Genomic DNA, 19,150 nt, shown 5'->3' with positions numbered 1-19,150 from the left:
CTGGATCAGTCCTGAATATCGGGCGGTGGTGCGCTGGGTTGTTTGACGGTCAACGAGGTGATCTTGATCAGCAGCGCCAGGCGGCCGCCGTCCAGGTAGTTGAGCTGGTTGTTCTTGGTGCGCACGTCCTTCTGGCTCAGGTGTTCGCTGGCGATCACGCTGCCGTTGCTGTCGAACTGGTTGACCCAGAAGTCGGCATCGATATCGGTAAAGCGCCCCAGTTGCAGGCTCAATACCCCTTCGATGGGGAATTGGCCAAACTGTTCCGCCCCCTCGGCGATCGCGATTTTTACCGGCTGCTCACCCAGGTTCTGTTCCCAGGCTTTATGGGCGAGCACGGTGTAGTTGGCGTCGGCGCGCAGTTTGTCGGCGATGTTGGCCAGGCGCGGCGGGCTCATTCTGTCGCCCAGGCGCACCGCGCCGGCATCCCAATCTTCCGGTGCGGCGCGGTTGCTCATCTCTGGCTCCGCGTTCTGGCGTATCAGGATCATTTCAACCTGGTACAGGCTGTCGGCAAATGCCGAGGGTGCAAGTACCACTAACAACAGGCTCAGAATGCGGAACACGCGCATTGGGGCGTCCTTCAAACAGATTTCGGGATGAGGCGCTCGAACAGCGCCTCCAGGGTATTGAAGCGTTCTTCGGCGCGCTCCATCGGCACCATGAACTTGAACAGCGTAGCCCCTTCGAACTTGTAGCGGTTGGGCTGGCCCTGGATCAACTTGATCAGTACCAACGGGTCCACCGGCGTCTGCGCTTCGAACTCGATGCGCCCGCCTTGCGGCCCCGCGTCGACCTTCTTGATCCCCAGTTGCTCGGCCTGCAATTTGAGCAAGGTCAGGCGCACCAGGTTCTTGGTCGGCTCGGGCAACAGGCCGAAGCGGTCGATCATTTCCACCTGCAGGTCCTTGAGGCCTTCTTCGTCGGTGGCCGAGGCGATGCGCTTGTACAGGATCAACCGCGCATGCACGTCCGGCAGGTAGTCCTCGGGAATCAACGCCGGCAGGCGCAGGTTGATCTCCGGGCCGCCGCCCAGGGGTTGGTCGAGGTTCGGTTGCTCGCCCTTGCGGATGGCTTTCACCGCGCGTTCGAGCATCTCCATGTACAGGGTGAAACCCACGGCCTGGATCTGCCCGCTCTGGCCGTCGCCGAGCAGTTCGCCGGCGCCGCGGATTTCCAGGTCGTTGGTGGCCAGCACAAAACCGGCACCGAGGTCCTGGGTGTTGGCGATGGCTTCCAGGCGCTTTTCGGCGTCGCCGGTAATTTGTTGGCGCGGTGGTGTCAGCAGGTAGGCATACGCCTGGTGGTGACTGCGCCCGACCCGGCCGCGCAACTGATGAAGTTGTGCCAGGCCGAACTTGTCCGCGCGTTCGATGATGATGGTGTTGGCGCTCGGCACGTCGATGCCGGTCTCGATGATGGTCGATGCGATCAGCACGTTGAAGCGCTTGTGATAAAAGTCGCTCATCACCTGTTCGAGATCGCGTTCGCGCATCTGCCCATGGCCGATGGCAATGCGTGCTTCCGGCACCAGTTCGGCGAGTTCGGCCGCGCATTTCTCGATGGTCTTCACGTCGTTGTGCAGGTAGTACACCTGGCCGCCGCGCAGCAATTCGCGCAGGAGGGCTTCCTTGACCGTGCTTTTGTTCTGCTCCATCACGAAGGTGCGCACCGACAGTCGGCGTGCCGGCGGCGTGGCGATGATCGACAGGTCGCGCATGCCCGACACCGCCATGTTCAGCGTGCGCGGAATCGGTGTGGCGGTGAGGGTGAGAATGTCCACCTCGCTGCGCAGGGCCTTGAGCTGTTCTTTCTGGCGCACCCCGAAGCGGTGTTCTTCGTCGATGATCACCAGGCCCAGGTTCTTGATCTTCACATCGTCCGACAACAGCTTGTGCGTACCGATCACGATGTCGATCTTGCCTTCCGCCAGGTCGGCGACGGCGGCATTCACTTCCTTGGTCGACTTGAAGCGGCTCATCACTTCCACGGTCACCGGCCAGTCGGCAAAGCGGTCGCGGAAGCTGTTGTAGTGCTGCTGGGCGAGCAGGGTGGTGGGCACCAGGATCGCCACTTGTTTGCCGCCGTGCACCGCGATGAAGGCTGCGCGCATGGCCACTTCGGTCTTGCCAAAGCCCACGTCGCCGCACACCAGGCGGTCCATCGGCTTGGGCGCGAGCATGTCGGCGCGCACAGCTTCGATGGTGGTTTGCTGGTCTGGGGTTTCTTCAAAAGCGAAGCCGGCGCTGAAGGTGGCGTAGTCGGCTTTCGGGTCGGCGAACGCGTAGCCTTCGCGCGCCGCACGCCGCGCATAGATGTCGAGCAACTCAGCGGCGACGTCGCGCACCTGTTCGGCGGCCTTGCGCTTGGCTTTCTGCCAGGTTTCGGAGCCCAGGCGGTGCAATGGCGCCAGGGCGTCGTCGCTGCCGGTGTAGCGCGCGATCAGGTGCAGGTTGGCCACCGGTACATAGAGCTTGGCGCCTTCGGCGTACTCCATGGTGAGGAATTCGGCGGCCTGGTTGTCGATTTCCAGGGTCTGCAGGCCCAGGTAGCGACCGACACCGTGGTCGATATGCACCACCGGCGCGCCTTCGCGCAGCTCGGTGAGGTTCTTGATTACCGCGTCGTTGTTGGCGTCGGCGCGTTTTTCGCGACGGCGACGTTGCATCACGCGCTGGCCGAACAGGGGGCTTTCGGCGATCAGCGCCAGGGCCGGATCGTCCAGCAGCAAACCTTCATCCAGTGGCGCGATAGTGATCGCCAGGCGGTCCTTGCTGGCGACGAAGTCCGGCCAGCTGTCGACGGTTTTCGGACGCAGCTTCAGGCGTTCGAGCAGTTCAAGCAGGACTTCGCGACGGCCGGCGGATTCGGCGGTAAACAGCACGCGGCCAGAGAAGTCGCCAAGGAAGTTGGACAGTGCTTCCAGGGGCTGGTTGGCCTTGGCCTGGATCGCCAGGTCCGGCAGCACGTGCGCGGGGAAGCGCTCGCGGCCGACGCCGGGCTCCACGTCCTGTTGGCTGGCGACCACGCGCGGCCAGTTTTTCAGGCGGGCGAAGCAGTCTTCCACCGGCAGGAACAGCTCGGCGGGCGGTAATAAAGGACGGGATGGATCGACGCGGCGTTCTTCATAGCGGTTGCGCACATCGTTCCAGAAGTTTTCCGCCGCTTGCTCGATGCCTGGCAGCGAGAACACCTGAGTGTCCTGAGGCAGGTAATCGAAGAGGGTGGATGTTTCGTCGAAGAACAGCGGCAGGTAGTACTCGATACCGGCCGGGGTAATCCCGCTGCTCAGGTCCTGGAAGATCGGGCAGCGACGGAAGTCGACGTCGAAGCGTTCACGAAAGCGCGCCTTGAAGCGGGTCACCGCGTCCTTTTGCAGCGGGAATTCCCGTGCCGGCAGCAGCTTGATCGACTCGACTTTATCAATGGAGCGCTGGTTCTCTGGGTCGAAGGTGCGCAGGGTCTCGATTTCGTCATCGAACAGGTCGATGCGGTACGGCAACTTGCTGCCCATCGGGAACAGGTCGATCAGCGCACCGCGTACCGCGAACTCACCGTGTTCGTACACCGTGTCGACGCAGCGGTAGCCGCTGGCTTCCAGGCGCGTGCGCATCTGTTCCACATCGAGCTTCTGGCCGATATCCAGCACCAGGCTGCTGCCCAGCAGGAACTTGGTCGGCGCCAGGCGGTGCAGGGCGGTGGTGATCGGCACCACCAGCACGCCGTGGGCCAGTTCCGGCAGGCGGTACAGGCTGGCGATGCGCTGGGAGATGATGTCCTGGTGCGGCGAGAACAGATCGTAGGGCAGGGTTTCCCAGTCAGGAAAATGCAGCACCGGCAAATCGGGGGCGAAGAAGCTCAGCTCCTGCTCCAACCGTTCGGCGCTTTGGCTGTCGGCGGTGAGCAGCAGGGTAAAGCGCTTGGCTGCGCTGGCAGCCTCGGCAATGGCCAGGCTCAGGGCGGCACCGGGCAGGTTGCCCCAGTGCTGTTTACCTGCCGCGGCAGGGAGTAGCGGTAGACGCAGAACGGGCACGGAAGGTTGAGCTCCAAGCGTTGCGACAAAGTCGGTAATTGTAACGGTCCAAGGTGCCGCCTGTCAGTTGCTGACTGTGCCTATTACGGTTTGTAGGAAATGTGGTGGCTAAGACAAACAATGCCGGGTTTTGACTCAATATGTAGTGCCAAAATGTACGTGGTTTTCGGAGGGTTACGGACAAGTCGCCTGACTCGCTCCACTGGTGGCCTTCTGAAACCCGCGTATTTACTGGGCTGCAGCGGGGTGGCTTTTTCAGGATGGGGCTTTTTGTTGTAGGAGGCGCATTGCTCCGGGGGCGGTCGGGCGGCATAATGTAGCCCCTTTTTTCAGCCCCTACATGTGGAAGGTTCCCGTGACTCAGAAGCCCGACCAGTGTCTTGGTGAATGGATCGACCGTGAAGCACTCGCAGAAGCGATGATCCCGCTTATCGGTCAGCTGTACCGCAATAACAATGTGGTGAGCTCGATCTATGGCCGCAGCCTGATCAACCAGTCAGTCATCGCGATTCTCAAGGCGCATCGCTTTGCTCGCCATCGTTCTGCCGACGACAGCGAACTCTCCGTCCACGAAACATTCCCCCTGCTCAAGGCCATGAGCGAGCTCAAGCTCGGCGCGGCTTCGGTGGATCTGGGCAAGCTGGCCTATAAATTCCGCAACGAAGGCAATGGCCGTACCGCCGAGCAGTTCGTCCGCGAAGAATTGGCCGACGTGGTTGGCCAGCAAAACGCCTCGGCTCGCAAAGGCACCGACGTGGTGCTGTACGGCTTCGGTCGTATCGGCCGCCTGCTGGCGCGCATCCTGATCGAAAAAACCGGTGGCGGCGACGGCCTGCGCCTGCGGGCCATCGTGGTGCGCAAAGGCGCCGAGAACGACCTGACCAAGCGCGCCAGCCTGCTGCGTCGCGATTCGGTACACGGCCCGTTCAACGGCACCATCGTCATCGACGAAGAAAACAACACCATCACCGCCAACGGTAACCTGATCCAGGTGATCTACGCGAAGAACCCGACTGAGGTGGACTACACCCAGTACGGCATCAAGGACGCCCTGCTGGTGGACAACACCGGTGTTTGGCGTGATGCCGAGGGCCTGGGCCAGCACCTGACCTGCCCGGGTATCGCCCGTGTCGTGTTGACCGCGCCTGGCAAAGGCAAGCTCAAGAACATCGTTCACGGCATCAACCACACTGAAATCACCGCTGACGACAAGATCGTGTCCGCCGCTTCCTGCACCACCAACGCCATCGTGCCGGTGCTGAAGGCAGTGAATGACAAGTTCGGCATCGTTAACGGCCACGTCGAAACCGTTCACTCGTACACCAACGACCAGAACCTGATCGACAACTTCCACAAGGGCAATCGCCGTGGTCGTAGCGCCGCGTTGAACATGGTGATCACCGAGACCGGTGCTGCCACCGCTGCTGCCAAGGCCCTGCCTGAGCTGGCTGGCAAGCTGACCGGTAACGCGATCCGTGTGCCGACGCCGAACGTGTCGATGGCCATTCTCAACCTGAACCTTGAGAAGGCCGCTACCCGTGAAGAAATGAACGAGTACCTGCGCTACATGGCGCTGCACTCCGATCTGCATAAGCAAATCGACTTTGTTAATTCGCAGGAAGTGGTATCGACCGACTTCGTTGGCTCGCGTCACGCGGGTGTAGTCGACGCCGAAGCGACCATCAGCCAGGACAACCGCGTTGTGCTGTACGTGTGGTACGACAACGAGTTCGGCTACAGCTGCCAGGTGGTTCGCGTGATGGAAGACATGGCTGGGGTCAACCCGCCGGCATTCCCGCGCTAAGCATCAGCAGAATATGAAAAAGCCCCGACTGGTTCGGGGCTTTTTCATGTCTGCAGGTTCTGTGGTAGCCGGTTGGGCCTCTTGATCAGGCGCCGCCAGCCACCGAAGCCTGCGCCGTGCGCAGTTCATGCCGATTGCCCTTGAACAGCACCAGGGTCGCAATCAACCCCAGCACTGCCGCGCCACTCAGCCAGATCCCCGGCGCCGCTTTGTTATCCAGCACGTGGATCAAGTAAGTGCAGGCTGCCGGCGTAAACCCACCAAAGGTGGCCGTTGCCAGGCTGTAGGCCAGGGAGAATCCGGTGGTGCGCACCTCGATCGGCATGATCTCGGTCAGCGCCACCACCATGGCGCCGTTGTACGAGCCATACAGGAACGACAACCACAGCAGCACAATCAGCAGATGGCTGAAGCTCGGGTTGGCCACCAGCCATGACAGCGCTGGATAAGCCGTGAGGATGGCCAGGATGGTCGCCGCCAGCAGCAGCGGTTTGCGCCCGATCTTGTCGGACACCGCGCCCATCACCGGCAGCCAGATAAAGTTGGAGATGCCCACGCACACCGTCACCAGCAATGCATCGAAGTCTGACAGGTGCAGTTCGGCCTTGCCGAAGGTCGGGGTGTAGGCGGTGATCAGGTAAAACGACACGGTGGTCATTACCACCAGCGCCATGCCGGCGATGACGATGCCGAAGTTCTGACCAATCGAACGCACAATTTCCTGCAGGGTGGGGCGGTGTTTACGCGCCTGGAATTCAGGGGTTTCTTCCAGCGAGCGGCGGATCACAAAGATCACCGGCACAATCAGGCAGCCGATCAGGAACGGTACGCGCCAGCCCCAGTCACCCATTTGTTCCGGGCTGAGCCAGTGGTTCAGGCCGACGCCCAACAGGCCGGCGAAGACCACCGCCGCTTGTTGGCTCGCGGACTGCCAACTGACGAAAAAGCCCTTGCGGCCGGGCGTGGCGATTTCCGCCAGGTACACCGACACACCGCCGAGCTCGACACCCGCCGAGAAACCTTGCAGCAGTCGGCCCAGCAACACCACCAAGGGTGCGGCGACGCCCAGGGTGGCATACCCGGGGACGCAGGCAATCAGGATGGTACCGGCGGCCATCAGCGCCAGGGTGATCACCAGGCCTTTCTTGCGGCCGTGGCGGTCGATGTAGGCGCCGAGGAAGATGGCGCCCAACGGGCGCATCAGGAAGCCGGCGCCGAAGGTGGCCAGGGACAGCATCAGCGAGGCGAAGGCGCTGTCGGTGGGGAAGAAGGTCTTGGCGATGGCCGTGGCGTAGAAGCCGTAGACCATGAAGTCGAACATTTCAAGGAAGTTACCGCTGACAACGCGAAAGATCGCTTTGCCTTTGCCCGTGGTCGTGGCCATGGTCATTCACTCATCTGGCTTTCTTATGGGTAGTCCTGGGTCGCTACTCGTCCTGGCTGTAATATTGAGCAGTTTTGTAACAATATGTGTATCGGCCCCTACAGGCAACAGAAACCGTTGGCAAGCGGGCTAATTGCCGCAGGCGTCGCGCTGGAAAGAGATCAGTGTGGGTTCAATTGAGAAGGGTGTTGCGCACACTGTCGGACAGGCCGTTTGGTGCGAGCCATATGCCCAGGTAGGCCTTGGCCAACTCGTCATTGCGACTGCTGAACACCACCTGGCCGTTGATCTCCAGGCTCAAGCCACGCCCTCGATGCAGCTCCAGCGCGTAACGGTCACCGTTGCGGATATCGCGGAAGGTGCCGTGCAGCTTGTCCACCTCAGGCTTCAGGCGGGCGAGGGCGTCTGGGGGCTGCTGGCGCGTCAGGGTGGTCGTGGCGGCCTTGATTACATCGTTGCGGTCGATATCGCGGAAGTAGTACAGCGCCAGGCGCAGGTCCTGTTGCTGGTCCCAGGCCTGCTTGGCGCTTGCATTGGCCGGGGCATACAGCGCGGCCGCGTAGACATCCGCCCAGAGATACGTCAGCACCGTCTGGTTTTTCAGCACCAGCGTCGGGGAGTGCGCGGGGAAGTTTGCCAGGGTGAGACGATCTGCCTCATTGGCCTGGGCCGGGACCGTGAGCATCAACAATAAACAGATCAATACATGCCGCATAATGGCCCGTCCTGAAGGGGTGACTGCCTGCAGGTTAATTCAATTTTGGACGGCGAAGCGCTTTATGGACAACCTGAGGCAACTGGCGATTTTTTGGGGGTGTGTGCTGCTGGCAGGGTGTGGCGGCGACACGCTGGAGCACTTTGGCGGCCCGACCATGGGCAGTACGTATTCAATCCAGTACGTCAGGACATCCGCTACCCCGGGGCCGGAGGCGGTCCAGCGCGAGGTGGAAAGCATCCTGCAAACCGTCGACCGGCAGATGTCGACCTACCGCAGTGACTCCGATATCGAGCGTTTCAATCAATTGCCGGCCCACAGTTGCCAGCCCATGCCCGCATCGATCCTGCAACTGGTGCGCACCGGCGAGCAATTGTCCCAGGCCAGTGACGGTGCCTTTGACCTGACCGTCGAGCCGCTGATCAACCTGTGGGGCTTCGGCCCCCAGGCTCGCCAGGTCAAAGTCCCCGACGCCGCGACCCTGGCCCAGGCCCGCGAGCAGGTCGGCTACCAACACCTGCGTATCGATGGCCAGCAGTTGTGCAAGGACGCCGCCGTCGAAATTGACTTCAACAGTATCGCCGCCGGCTACGCGGTGGACCGCATTGCCGAGCGTCTGGCTGCCCTGGGCATCCGCAGCTACCTGGCCGAGGCCACCGGCGAACTCAAGGCGGCCGGGCGAAAACCTGATGGTTCGGCGTGGCGTATTGCGCTTGAAGAGCCACGGGATGACCTGCAGGTCGCGGAAAAAATCATCAACGTTGACGGCTTCGGTGTGTCCACATCGGGTGACTATCGTAATTATTTCCAGCAGGATGGTCGGCGTTATTCCCACACCCTCGATGCGCGCACCGGCGCACCGATCACTCATCAACTGGCGTCGGTGACCGTGTTGCACCCATCGGCGCTGATGGCCGACGGGCTGTCCACGCTGCTGCTGATCCTCGGGCCGCAGCAAGGCTGGGACTACGCTGAGCAGCACCAGGTGGCGGCATTTTTTGTGATGCGCGAGGGGGAGGGCTTCGTCACACGCAGTAACAACGCATTCGAGCAGTTGACGGCGGTGAAACCGTAACGAGTGCTGTGTAGTAAAGGCAAAACTGGCCTACGACGCGACCAAGGGTTAATGTGCGCGGCGTTGAGCCTTATATAGACTGTGCCCCGGTTCACACACTTGAGCCAAATTGTCCTTCATGACCGCTGGCCGCGGCATGATTTAGCCAGGCGTCCAACCGTACGCCTGGCCTGTTCTGAGGAGTACGCATGGCTGTCTACAACTACGACGTGGTGGTACTGGGTTCCGGCCCGGCTGGAGAAGGTGCGGCGATGAACGCCGCGAAGGCAGGGCGCAAGGTGGCGATGGTCGATAGCCGTCGCCAGGTCGGCGGTAACTGCACCCACCTGGGTACCATCCCGTCCAAGGCATTGCGTCACTCCGTTCGCCAGATCATGCAGTTCAACACCAACCCGATGTTCCGGGCCATTGGCGAGCCGCGCTGGTTCTCGTTCCCGGATGTGTTGAAAAGCGCTGAAAAAGTCATCTCCAAGCAAGTCGCCTCGCGTACCGGCTACTACGCCCGTAACCGCGTCGACCTGTTCTTCGGTACCGGCAGCTTCGCCGACGAGCAAACCGTCGAAGTGGTCTGCGCCAATGGCGTGGTCGAGAAACTGGTGGCCAAGCACATCATCATTGCCACCGGCTCGCGCCCGTATCGCCCGGCGGATATCGATTTCCACCACCCACGTATCTACGATAGCGACACCATCCTCAGCCTGGGCCACACCCCACGCAAACTGATCATCTATGGCGCCGGCGTCATTGGCTGTGAATACGCCTCGATCTTCAGCGGCCTGGGTGTGCTGGTCGAGCTGGTCGACAACCGTGACCAGTTGCTGAGCTTCCTCGACTCGGAAATCTCCCAGGCGTTGAGCTACCACTTCAGCAACAACAACATCACTGTGCGCCATAACGAAGAGTACGATCGGGTCGAAGGCCTGGACAACGGGGTGATCCTGCACCTCAAGTCCGGCAAGAAGATCAAGGCCGACGCCTTGCTGTGGTGCAACGGCCGTACCGGCAACACCGACAAGCTGGGCATGGAAAACATCGGGGTCAAGGTCAACAGCCGTGGCCAGATCGAGGTGGACGAAAACTACCGCACCTGTGTGACCAACATCTATGGCGCCGGTGACGTGATCGGCTGGCCGAGCCTGGCCAGTGCCGCCCATGACCAGGGTCGTTCGGCCGCTGGCAGCATCGTCGACAACGGCAGCTGGCGCTATGTGAACGACGTACCGACCGGGATCTACACGATTCCGGAGATCAGCTCGATCGGCAAGAACGAACACGAACTGACCAAGGCCAAGGTGCCTTACGAAGTGGGCAAGGCGTTCTTCAAGAGCATGGCGCGTGCGCAGATCGCCGGTGAGCCGCAAGGCATGCTGAAGATCCTGTTTCACCGCGAGACCCTGGAAGTCCTCGGCGTGCATTGCTTCGGCTACCAGGCTTCGGAGATCGTGCACATCGGCCAGGCCATCATGAACCAGCCGGGCGAGCAAAATACCCTCAAGTATTTCGTCAACACCACCTTCAACTACCCGACCATGGCCGAAGCCTATCGGGTAGCGGCCTACGATGGCCTCAACCGGCTTTTTTGAGCGGCTCCGGCCGGTGGCCTGAGCCGGCCGGGGAGACCGATTTCAGTAATTCTCGAGGGTGGCAGTGGCCAAACCGGGAAAGTCTGTAATCAGGCTATCTACGCCGAAGTCGGCGAGCCTGCGCATCAGCGCAGGTTCGTTGACTGTCCACACGGACACGTGCAAACCCTGGCGCTGGGCTTTTTCCAGGCGCTCGGGGGTGCACAACGTCCAGTTCAATGCCAGAAACTCACAGCCGTAGTTTTGCGCGACCTTCAAAGGATCGAGCCAGGCGTACTCCGCCACCAGCCCGCGTGACAGGTCTGGGGTGAGTTCAACCGCCGCTTTTAATACTTCCCGCGAGCTTGAGGTCACGGTGACCTTGTCCATGATGCCGAAACGCACGGCCATTTCTCGAATCGCCAGCACGGTGGTCGCGGCGCGGGTGCGCGAGGCACTTTTGACTTCCAGTTGCCAGTGATCGAAGTCGCACTTTTCAAATAGCTCCTCCAGGCGCGGGATCGGGCACGGGTTGACCCAGCCGGGGCCGCCTTTGCGCGCGTCCATCTTCGTAAGGTCTGCCGCCGAATACTCGACGACTTTGCCACGCCGGTCGGTGGTGCGCTTGAGGGTTGGGTCGTGGATGACCATCAGCTCACCGTCCATGGACAGGTGCAAATCCAGTTCGCAGCGGCGTACACCGTGCTTGAGGCACTGCTGGAAGCTGGTCAGGGTATTTTCCGGTGCTTCGCCTTTGGCTCCGCGGTGGCCGTAGATCAGGGTCACAGTTGCTCCTTTACGCCAGGTTTTCTGGCAGGGTCATACGAATTCAGGTGTCTTTGGCGTCGCTTTGTTCCCGCGCCAGGCGGCGTTCCTGTGCCTGTTTCTGCAGGATATAGCGCGCCAGCAATTGGCGTTGGGCATCGGTCATGGACTCGAATTCCGTGCCCACGTCAAAACCGTCGCCCTTGGGGTCGCAATGGGTAACGCGCGCGCGCAGCAGCAGGCCGAGTGCCTGGGGCATCAGCACCAGCTTGACTGCCAGGTGAGCGCCGATGGCGAGGGGCGTGGGGTGCTGGAAGTCGATCCCGCCTTCGGAAATGATCACCGGCTGTGGGGCGCCGACTTCATCGCGCAAGCTTTGCGCCATGATTTGGCTAAGCAGGTCCAGGCGTTTGTTCTGGACTTTGAGGAAGGCCGCGAGGGTACGATCTTTATCACTGAGCTGACGTAACAGGTGCTGGGCTTCGAATTCGCTCAGGTGCAGTTCACTGAGCAGATTGAATAGTGGGGAAGCATCCAGCAACACTTCCTTGCTCGCCGCTTCCGGGGCAGACAGGCTTTTGATTTGAAGTGCGATCATGTCGTCGATACGGTAGTATTCGCGGCGCTCTTCTTCATCTAATGTCGACATGGCGAACCCCAGGTAACGGTAATGGTCTGAGTGTAAAGCTGCTTACCAGACCCCGCCACCGGGACGTCTTCTTTTCCTCCGAACAAGCCCCGACATGTTCAGACCTCTCTTCGTATTTATCGGCACGCGTTATACCCGTGCAAAGCGTCGCAATCATTTTGTGTCGTTTATTTCCTTGACCTCGATGATCGGTCTCGCCCTCGGCGTGGTCGTGATGATCGTGGTGCTGTCGGTGATGAACGGCTTCGATCATGAGATGCGTACCCGCGTGCTGGGCATGGTGCCCCACGCCACCATCGAGTCGGGTGAACCGATCAGCGACTGGCAAAGCCTGGCCGACAAGGTCAAGCAGAACCCCGAGGTGCTGGCGGTTGCGCCGTTCACCCAGATGCAGGGGCTGCTGACCAACGACGGCAAGGTGCAGAAGATCCTGCTCAATGGCATCGATCCGGTCCAGGAACGCAAGGTCTCGATCATCGACAAGTTCATGTTGCAGGGCAAACTGGACGACTTGTCGCCCGGCAGCTTTGGCATCGTGATCGGTGACAAGGCCGCGGCCAAGCTGGGCGTGGGCATTGGCGACAAGCTGACCTTCGTCGCCCCGGAAGTCACCGTGACTCCCGCCGGCATGTTCCCGCGCATGAAGCGCTTTACCGTGGTGGGTACCTTCCACGTCGGCGCCGGCGAGATTGACGGTTATCTCGGCCTGACCAACCTCACCGACCTGGCTCGCCTGCAACGTTGGCAGCCAGACCAGGTGCAGGGCCTGCGCCTGAAGTTCAACGACCTGTTCGACGCACCGCGCGGCGCCTGGGAAATCGCCCAGCACCTGGGCGAAAGCCAGTACTACGCCCGCGACTGGACCCGTACCCACGGCAACCTGTACCAGGCCATCCGCATGGAAAAAGCCATGATCGGCCTGTTGCTGCTGCTGATCGTCGCCGTTGCGGCCTTCAACATCATCTCCACCCTGGTGATGGTGGTGAACGACAAGAAGGGCGATATCGCTATCTTGCGGACGCTGGGCGCCACGCCGGGGCAGATCATGGCGATCTTCATGGTGCAGGGCACGGTGATCGGCGTGGTCGGCACCTTGATCGGTACCGTCGTCGGGATCTTGGCCGCGCTGAATGTCAGCGCCGCCATCGCCGGTCTGGAAACCCTGATCGGCCACAAGTTTCTCAACGCTGACGTCTACTTCATCGACTACTTGCCGTCCCAGGTTCAGGCCCCGGACGTGCTGATGGTCGGCGGCGCCGCGTTGGTCCTGAGTTTCCTTGCCACCCTGTATCCAGCCTGGCGCGCGGCACGTACCCAGCCAGCACAGGCCTTACGTTATGAGTGAATCGGGCATGAGTGAAAAAGCAATCCTGAGCTGCCGCAACCTGGGCAAATCCTACGAGGAAGGCCCGGAATCGGTTGTGGTGCTGTCCAACCTGCAACTTGAACTGCACCCCGGCGAGCGCGTGGCAATCGTCGGCAGTTCCGGTTCCGGCAAAAGTACCTTGCTTAACCTGTTGGGCGGCCTCGATACGCCGTCCCAGGGCAGCGTATGGCTGGCCGGCGAAGAGTTGTCTGCCTTGAATGAAAAGGCCCGTGGCCAACTGCGCAACCGCTCCCTGGGCTTTGTGTACCAGTTCCACCACCTGCTGCCGGAATTCACCGCCCTGGAAAACGTGTGCATGCCGTTGTTGATCGGCAAGACCGCGATCCCGGAAGCACGCCAGCGGGCCAAGGCCCTGTTGGAGCGCGTCGGCCTCGGCCACCGCCTGGAGCACAAACCGGCCGAATTGTCCGGTGGCGAGCGTCAGCGTGTGGCGATTGCCCGTGCCCTGGTGAACAACCCAGGCCTGGTGATGCTCGACGAGCCCACCGGCAACCTCGACTCCCACACCGCCCAGGGCATCAAGGACTTGATGCTGGAGCTGAGCACCCAGATGCGCACCGCGTTCCTGGTGGTGACCCATGACATGAGCATGGCCCGGCAGATGGACCGCGTATTGCACCTGCAGGAAGGTCATCTGGTCGCCATCTGACCTGTTTCAAGCCTGGCGCCGGGCGCCGGGCTTTTTCATTTTTTCAGGCGGTGCAAGCGAATGTTCAGACCGTTATCGATTTTCATCGGCACGCGCTATACCCGCGCCAAGCGCCGCAACCGTTTTGTTTCGTTTATCTCGATGACCTCGATGATCGGCCTCGCCTTGGGCGTGCTGGCGATGATCGTGGTGTTGTCGGTGATGAATGGCTTCCAGCGTGAAATGAGCTCGCGCATCCTCGGCATGGTGCCCCACGCGACTATCGTCGGCGTGAACCCGATCGACGATTGGCAGCCGGTGGCCGCCGCCGCGATGAAGAATCCCGAAGTGACTGCCGCCGTACCGTTCACACAGATGGATGGTATGTTTTCCTACAAGGGGGCGATGCAGCCGATCGAGATCAGTGGCGTCGACCCGGCCCAGGAAGGCAAGGTGTCGATCGTGGCCCAGCATATCGTCAAGGGCAAACTGGAAGACCTGAAGCCCGGCGAGTTTGGCGTGGTGGTGGGGGAGATCACCGCGCGGCGTTTTCGCCTGAACGTGGGTGACAAGCTGACCCTGATCGTTCCGGAAATCAGCAGCGCGCCGGGTGGCATCACGCCGCGCATGCAGCGTTTGAATGTGGTCGGCATCTTCAAGGTCGGCGCCGAGCTGGATGGCTCCATGGCCTTGATCCATATGGCCGACGCCGCGGAAATCCAGCATTGGCAGCCGAACCAGGTGCAGAGCGTGCGCCTGGCGGTGAAGGACTTGTACGCAGCGCCCAAGGTGTCGGCGGACATTGCCAGCAGCCTGGGCGCGGCCTACAAGGCTGACGACTGGACCCACACCCAGGGCAGCCTGTTCAGTGCGATGAAAATGGAAAAGACCATGATCGGCCTGCTGTTGCTGATGATCGTTGCCGTGGCCGCGTTCAATATCATCGCCACGCTGATCATGGTGGTGAACGATAAGGGCGCGGACATCGCGATCCTGCGCACCATCGGCGCCACGCCAGGGCAGATCATGGCGATCTTCATGGTGCAGGGTACCGTGATCGGGATCGTGGGTACCTTGATCGGCGGCGTGCTGGGGGTGATTGCGGCACTGAACGTCAGTGAGCTGGTGGGCTGGCTGGAGCGGGTAACCGGGCAGCATATCTTCAGTTCAGACGTGTATTTCGTCAGTAACCTGCCTTCGGAACTGCAAGGTGGGGATGTGTTGTTGATTTGCTCGGCAGGGTTTGTGTTGAGCTTTTTGGCGACGATTTACCCGGCGTATCGGGCGGCGAAGATTGAGCCGGCGCATGCCCTGAGGTATTCGTAATATTCAAGACTGCTATCGGGGGCAAGCCCCCTCCCACAGGTTGAATGTATTCACAAATCAAAATGTGGGAGGGGGCTTGCCCCCGATAGCGCCGGTACAGCGTGCATCAATCTCCGGCAGGCAACTCAATCACAAACCTTGTCCACCCCGCCTCAGACTCACAATAAATCCTCCCCCCATGCGCCCGCACAATCGACTGGGTAAGCGCCAGTCCCAGCCCCGCATGTTCGCTGCTGCCTTCATGCCGCGCCGGGTCCGCTCGGTAGAACCGGTCGAACAACCGCGGTAATACGTCCGCCGGTATGCCTTCGCCGCTGTTCTCCACTGTCAGCGTCACGCCTTGTGCACCTTCCTCCAGATGCACCCGCACCTCGCCGCCCGCTGGCGTAAAGCGCAGCGCGTTATCCAACAGATTCGACAATGCCCGGCGCAGCATGCCGCGATCGCCGGTGGTGTGGGCCGTTCCCTCGCGCACCAGGCTGACCTGCGCGTCTTCCGCCAGCAAGACGAAGAATTCCAGCAGCGCATCCACTTCGTCCGCCAACCTCAACGGCTCGCGCTTGGGCGTCAGCAACCCATGATCAGCCTTGGCCAGGTACAGCATGTCATTCACCAGCTGCGCCATCCATTGCAGCTCTTCCAGATTACTGTGCAGCGCTTCGCGGTAGTCCTCCAGCGGGCGCGGCTGGGTCAGGATGACTTGGGTCTGGGTCAACAGGTTCGACAGGGGCGTGCGCAGTTCATGGGCAATGTCGGCGGAGAAGGCCGAGAGGCGTTGGAATGCATCGTCCAGGCGGCCGAGCATGGCGTTGAAGGCTTGGGCCAGTTCCGCCAGTTCCACCGGCATCTGCTGCTGGGGCAGGCGTTGGGTCAGGGAGTGGGCCGACACGCCGGCGGCCACTTCACTCATGCGCCGCAAGGGGCGCAAGCCACTGCGCGCGGCCCAGGCGCCGAGCAGTGCGGTGGCCAGGGCCGAGAGGCTGACGGTGAGCCAGATCAAATGTTGCATGCGTTGCAGGAAGTGCTGGTGGTGGGTGATGTCGAGCATCAGGCTCAGTTGCGGTGAGTCGGGTTGGCCTGGGCTCAGTGGCGCGTTGTACACACGGTAGTCGGTTCCGGCGTTTTGCAGGCTGTACAGGCCAGGCTTCTCGGGCAGGGGGATGTTCGGCGCGCCGTCAAACCAGCGCTGGCCAGCGGCACTGATACGCAAGGCGAGGTCGGGTTGGCGGTTGAGTTCGGCGCGCAGTTGCGCTTCGCGTTGTACGAATGACTGCACGGAGTCGACGCCCTGCAAGGTGCTGCGCAGCGCGACCAACTTGCTGTCGAGCAGTTGCTGGTCCAGCTCGACGAAGTGCGCTTCGCTGGCCTGGTTGAACAGCACCCCGGCAATCAACGACACCACGGCGGTGCAGGCGGCAAACAGCAGGGCCAGCCGACTGGCCAGGGACAGGCGCTTGATCAACTGCATCGTTCTTCCAGTACATAACCCATGCCGCGCACGGTGTGGATCAGCTTGGTGGGGAAGTTGTCGTCGATTTTCAGGCGCAGGCGGCGGATCGCGACTTCGATGATGTTGGTGTCGCTGTCGAAGTTCATGTCCCACACCTGGGAAGCGATCAGCGACTTGGGCAGCACTTCGCCCTGACGGCGCAGCAGCAGTTCGAGCAGGGCGAATTCCTTGGCGGTGAGGTCGATGCGCTGGCCGCTTCGCTCAACCCGGCGGCGGATCAGGTCCAGGCGCAGGTCGGCCAGTTGCAGTGCGGTGTCCTGGGGGGCGCTGCTGCCACGGCGTAACAGGCTGCGCACCCGCGCCAGCAGTTCGGAGAAGGCGAACGGCTTGACCAGGTAGTCGTCAGCGCCCAGTTCCAGGCCGTGTACCCGGTCTTCCACCGTGTCGCGGGCGGTGAGGAACAGCACCGGGATATCCAGGCCGGCGCTGCGTACCGCCTGCAGGATCTGCCAGCCATCGCGACCGGGCAGCATCACATCGAGGATCAACAGGTCGTAGTCGCCCGTCAGTGCCAGGTGCTGGCCGCTGGTGCCGTCGGCCACCAACTCGGTGGTAAAACCGGCCTCGGCCAGGCCTTGGCGCAGGTATTGGCCGGTCTTGGGTTGGTCTTCGACGATCAGCAGTTTCATGGGCAGCTCTTGGCAGCGGGTCACGACGGGCTTTATACCGCGCTCGGCAGGGCAGGGGCGCAACCTGACAAAGTTGTAATCTAGCAGTCAGCTGGCTGGCAGCGAGGTCATCTTAGAGTGCTATCCAGGCTGATCCCACACCTTTGGAGAATTGAGATGGTATTGCGTAACCCCCTGTTGTTAGCGGGCTGCCTGTTGGCCTTGAGTTTCGGGGCGGCGGCTGAAACGGCTCACACCTATGCATTTGGCCAGCCAGCGACTGCCGACAAGGCCACGCGCACCGTGGAAGTTACATTGCAGGATATTTCCTTTTCGCCCAAGTCGTTGGACGTAAAGGCCGGTGAGACCGTGCGCTTTGTGCTGGTCAACAAGGGCCAGTTGCTCCACGAATTCAACCTGGGTGATGCCGCGATGCATGCCGAGCACCAGAAGGAAATGCTACAGATGCAGGCCAGCGGCATGCTGAATGCCACCGGTATGGGCAAGATGGATCACGGCGCCATGGGGCACGGTGATATGGGCGGCATGAGTGGTATGGGGGGCATGAAGCACGATGACCCTAACAGCGTGCTGGTCGAGCCCGGCAAAACCGCCGAGCTGACCTGGACGTTCACCAAGGCCACTGGCCTGGAGTTCGCCTGCAACATACCCGGGCATTACCAGGCGGGCATGGTCGGCAAGCTCAACGTCGAATGAGCGCTTGTTAAGGGCGGGGGCAAAGGCTGGTAGACTGGCGCGGTTTATTTAGCCAGGTTTCCGCCATGCATCCCGCTGCCGAACATTCGCCGCTGGGCAAGTCCAGTGAATACATCTCCACCTACACCCCTTCGTTGCTGTTCCCGATTCCGCGCGCCGCCAAGTGGGCCGAACTGGGCCTGAGCGCCGAGACCCTGCCGTACAAAGGCGTGGACTTCTGGAACTGCTTCGAATTGTCCTGGCTGCTGCCCTCGGGCAAGCCGGTGGTGGCCATCGGTGAATTCAGTATTCCGGCTGACTCGCCGAATATCATCGAGTCCAAGTCCTTCAAGCTGTACCTCAACTCGCTGAACCAGACCGCGTTTGCCGACACGCAGAGCCTGGAAGCCACGTTGCGCACCGATCTCAGCGCCGCAGCCGGCAAGCCGGTGGGCGTGCGCATCCGCAGCCTGGGCGAGGTGGAAGCCGAAGGCGTGGTGGCCCTGCCGGGCACTTGCATCGATGATCTGGATATCAGCGTCAGCAACTACGAGCACCCGCGCCCGGAACTGCTGCGTTGCGACGATTCGCGTGTGGTGGAGGAAAGTGTGCACAGCCACTTGCTCAAATCCAACTGCCCGGTCACCAGCCAGCCCGATTGGGGCAGCGTGGCGGTGGAATATCGGGGGGCGGCGCTGGATCACGCCAGCCTGTTGGAATACCTGGTGAGCTTTCGCCAACACTCAGATTTCCATGAGCAGTGCGTGGAGCGGATCTTTCTCGACCTGCAGCGTTTGCTCAAGCCAGAGAAGCTGACGGTGTATGCGCGCTATGTGCGGCGGGGTGGGTTGGATATCAATCCGTACCGCAGTACTGAGGATGTGGCGTTCCAGAACGTGCGCCTGGCGCGCCAGTAACCTTCACAGTAAACAGGCTCTTCGCATTTAAGGGTGTAGCTGATTTCTAAACCCTCCTGACTTCAGCAAGCACCTGGCTATGTAATTGGTT

The 19,150-nt window shown here is 61.3% G+C and carries 16 protein-coding genes; 8 read left to right on the top strand and 8 right to left on the bottom strand.

Annotation, left to right across the window (positions count from 1 at the left end; genetic code table 11):
* Positions 1 to 5: 5 nt before the first annotated feature.
* Entirely contained in the window at positions 6 to 572 is a 567-nt protein-coding gene (locus AC1Q6I_RS24410; protein WP_024074087.1) for a CsiV family protein, read from the bottom strand.
* A gap of 11 nt (positions 573 to 583) precedes the next feature.
* Positions 584 to 4,033 (bottom strand): transcription-repair coupling factor, encoded by a 3,450-nt coding sequence (gene mfd / locus AC1Q6I_RS24405; protein WP_102624774.1) that lies wholly within the window; start codon positions 4,031 to 4,033, stop codon positions 584 to 586.
* 340 nt (positions 4,034 to 4,373) lie between these two features.
* On the opposite strand from mfd, the gene AC1Q6I_RS24400 reads away from it, so the two are divergent.
* The gene (locus tag AC1Q6I_RS24400; RefSeq protein ID WP_102624773.1) at positions 4,374 to 5,837 is read left to right on the top strand and encodes a glyceraldehyde-3-phosphate dehydrogenase; all 1,464 of its coding nucleotides are present in this window, start codon (positions 4,374 to 4,376) and stop codon (positions 5,835 to 5,837) included.
* An 85-nt stretch (positions 5,838 to 5,922) separates the two neighbouring features.
* Here the strand turns inward: AC1Q6I_RS24400 and AC1Q6I_RS24395 are convergent, their stop codons facing one another.
* Together AC1Q6I_RS24395 and AC1Q6I_RS24390 are read right to left on the bottom strand one after the other, a co-directional pair.
* Positions 5,923 to 7,221, bottom strand: coding sequence for an MFS transporter (locus AC1Q6I_RS24395; RefSeq protein ID WP_041161119.1), 1,299 nt, complete (start codon positions 7,219 to 7,221; stop codon positions 5,923 to 5,925).
* 172 nt (positions 7,222 to 7,393) lie between these two features.
* Positions 7,394 to 7,936, bottom strand: a complete 543-nt coding sequence (locus AC1Q6I_RS24390) for a chalcone isomerase family protein (protein WP_024074091.1) — start codon at positions 7,934 to 7,936, stop codon at positions 7,394 to 7,396.
* A 64-nt stretch (positions 7,937 to 8,000) separates the two neighbouring features.
* Here AC1Q6I_RS24390 and AC1Q6I_RS24385 point away from each other — a divergent pair, with 64 nt between their 5' ends.
* Together AC1Q6I_RS24385 and sthA are read left to right on the top strand one after the other, a co-directional pair.
* Complete coding sequence (locus tag AC1Q6I_RS24385) at positions 8,001 to 9,011, top strand: FAD:protein FMN transferase (RefSeq protein ID WP_102624772.1); 1,011 nt, start codon at positions 8,001 to 8,003, stop codon at positions 9,009 to 9,011.
* A gap of 188 nt (positions 9,012 to 9,199) precedes the next feature.
* Positions 9,200 to 10,594 (top strand): Si-specific NAD(P)(+) transhydrogenase, encoded by a 1,395-nt coding sequence (gene sthA / locus AC1Q6I_RS24380; RefSeq protein WP_024074093.1) that lies wholly within the window; start codon positions 9,200 to 9,202, stop codon positions 10,592 to 10,594.
* A 42-nt stretch (positions 10,595 to 10,636) separates the two neighbouring features.
* On the opposite strand, the gene AC1Q6I_RS24375 is transcribed toward sthA, so the two are convergent.
* Entirely contained in the window at positions 10,637 to 11,359 is a 723-nt protein-coding gene (locus AC1Q6I_RS24375; protein WP_024074094.1) for a glycerophosphodiester phosphodiesterase, read from the bottom strand.
* A gap of 43 nt (positions 11,360 to 11,402) precedes the next feature.
* Positions 11,403 to 11,987 (bottom strand): PilZ domain-containing protein, encoded by a 585-nt coding sequence (locus AC1Q6I_RS24370; RefSeq protein ID WP_024074095.1) that lies wholly within the window; start codon positions 11,985 to 11,987, stop codon positions 11,403 to 11,405.
* A gap of 94 nt (positions 11,988 to 12,081) precedes the next feature.
* On the opposite strand from AC1Q6I_RS24370, the gene AC1Q6I_RS24365 reads away from it, so the two are divergent.
* From AC1Q6I_RS24365 to AC1Q6I_RS24355, 3 genes are read left to right on the top strand one after another with little or no spacing between them, the layout of a single operon-like run.
* Positions 12,082 to 13,332: a lipoprotein-releasing ABC transporter permease subunit gene (locus AC1Q6I_RS24365; RefSeq protein ID WP_024074096.1), complete on the top strand. Its 1,251-nt coding sequence runs from the start codon at positions 12,082 to 12,084 to the stop codon at positions 13,330 to 13,332.
* A 7-nt stretch (positions 13,333 to 13,339) separates the two neighbouring features.
* Entirely contained in the window at positions 13,340 to 14,023 is a 684-nt protein-coding gene (gene lolD / locus AC1Q6I_RS24360; RefSeq protein WP_024074097.1) for a lipoprotein-releasing ABC transporter ATP-binding protein LolD, read from the top strand.
* Positions 14,024 to 14,083: 60 nt separating this feature from the next.
* The gene (locus AC1Q6I_RS24355; RefSeq protein ID WP_024074098.1) at positions 14,084 to 15,328 is read left to right on the top strand and encodes a lipoprotein-releasing ABC transporter permease subunit; all 1,245 of its coding nucleotides are present in this window, start codon (positions 14,084 to 14,086) and stop codon (positions 15,326 to 15,328) included.
* Positions 15,329 to 15,434: 106 nt separating this feature from the next.
* On the opposite strand, the gene AC1Q6I_RS24350 is transcribed toward AC1Q6I_RS24355, so the two are convergent.
* Positions 15,435 to 16,790 (bottom strand): heavy metal sensor histidine kinase, encoded by a 1,356-nt coding sequence (locus AC1Q6I_RS24350; protein ID WP_041161121.1) that lies wholly within the window; start codon positions 16,788 to 16,790, stop codon positions 15,435 to 15,437.
* Positions 16,787 to 17,467, bottom strand: a complete 681-nt coding sequence (locus tag AC1Q6I_RS24345) for a heavy metal response regulator transcription factor (protein WP_024074100.1) — start codon at positions 17,465 to 17,467, stop codon at positions 16,787 to 16,789. Before AC1Q6I_RS24345 ends, AC1Q6I_RS24350 begins: the two co-directional genes overlap by 4 nt.
* 156 nt (positions 17,468 to 17,623) lie before the next feature.
* Between AC1Q6I_RS24345 and copI the strand changes: the two genes are divergently transcribed.
* Together copI and queF are read left to right on the top strand one after the other, a co-directional pair.
* Positions 17,624 to 18,163: a copper-resistant cuproprotein CopI gene (gene copI / locus AC1Q6I_RS24340; protein ID WP_102624771.1), complete on the top strand. Its 540-nt coding sequence runs from the start codon at positions 17,624 to 17,626 to the stop codon at positions 18,161 to 18,163.
* Positions 18,164 to 18,228: 65 nt separating this feature from the next.
* On the top strand, positions 18,229 to 19,059 hold the full coding sequence (gene queF, locus AC1Q6I_RS24335; protein WP_024074102.1) for an NADPH-dependent 7-cyano-7-deazaguanine reductase QueF: 831 nt from the start codon (positions 18,229 to 18,231) through the stop codon (positions 19,057 to 19,059).
* The last annotated feature ends 91 nt before the right edge of the window (positions 19,060 to 19,150 follow it).

The organism is Pseudomonas sp. MPR-R2A5, assembly GCF_058793055.1.
The sequence above is the reverse complement of the archived record's forward strand: the minus strand, read 5'-3'. Positions and strand labels throughout refer to the sequence as shown.

Bases quoted from the DNA above. Each gene is read 5' to 3' on its own strand.
- lolD (WP_024074097.1), top strand. From the start codon at position 13,340: ATGAGTGAAAAAGCAATCCTGAGCTGCCGCAACCTGGGCAAATCCTAC.
- AC1Q6I_RS24395 (WP_041161119.1), bottom strand. From the start codon at position 7,221: ATGGCCACGACCACGGGCAAAGGCAAAGCGATCTTTCGCGTTGTCAGC.
- sthA (WP_024074093.1), top strand. From the start codon at position 9,200: ATGGCTGTCTACAACTACGACGTGGTGGTACTGGGTTCCGGCCCGGCT.
- AC1Q6I_RS24355 (WP_024074098.1), top strand. From the start codon at position 14,084: ATGTTCAGACCGTTATCGATTTTCATCGGCACGCGCTATACCCGCGCC.
- AC1Q6I_RS24365 (WP_024074096.1), top strand. From the start codon at position 12,082: ATGTTCAGACCTCTCTTCGTATTTATCGGCACGCGTTATACCCGTGCA.
- copI (WP_102624771.1), top strand. From the start codon at position 17,624: ATGGTATTGCGTAACCCCCTGTTGTTAGCGGGCTGCCTGTTGGCCTTG.
- AC1Q6I_RS24400 (WP_102624773.1), top strand. From the start codon at position 4,374: ATGTGGAAGGTTCCCGTGACTCAGAAGCCCGACCAGTGTCTTGGTGAA.
- AC1Q6I_RS24410 (WP_024074087.1), bottom strand. From the start codon at position 572: ATGCGCGTGTTCCGCATTCTGAGCCTGTTGTTAGTGGTACTTGCACCC.
- AC1Q6I_RS24385 (WP_102624772.1), top strand. From the start codon at position 8,001: ATGGACAACCTGAGGCAACTGGCGATTTTTTGGGGGTGTGTGCTGCTG.
- AC1Q6I_RS24370 (WP_024074095.1), bottom strand. From the start codon at position 11,987: ATGTCGACATTAGATGAAGAAGAGCGCCGCGAATACTACCGTATCGAC.
- AC1Q6I_RS24390 (WP_024074091.1), bottom strand. From the start codon at position 7,936: ATGCGGCATGTATTGATCTGTTTATTGTTGATGCTCACGGTCCCGGCC.
- AC1Q6I_RS24345 (WP_024074100.1), bottom strand. From the start codon at position 17,467: ATGAAACTGCTGATCGTCGAAGACCAACCCAAGACCGGCCAATACCTG.
- queF (WP_024074102.1), top strand. From the start codon at position 18,229: ATGCATCCCGCTGCCGAACATTCGCCGCTGGGCAAGTCCAGTGAATAC.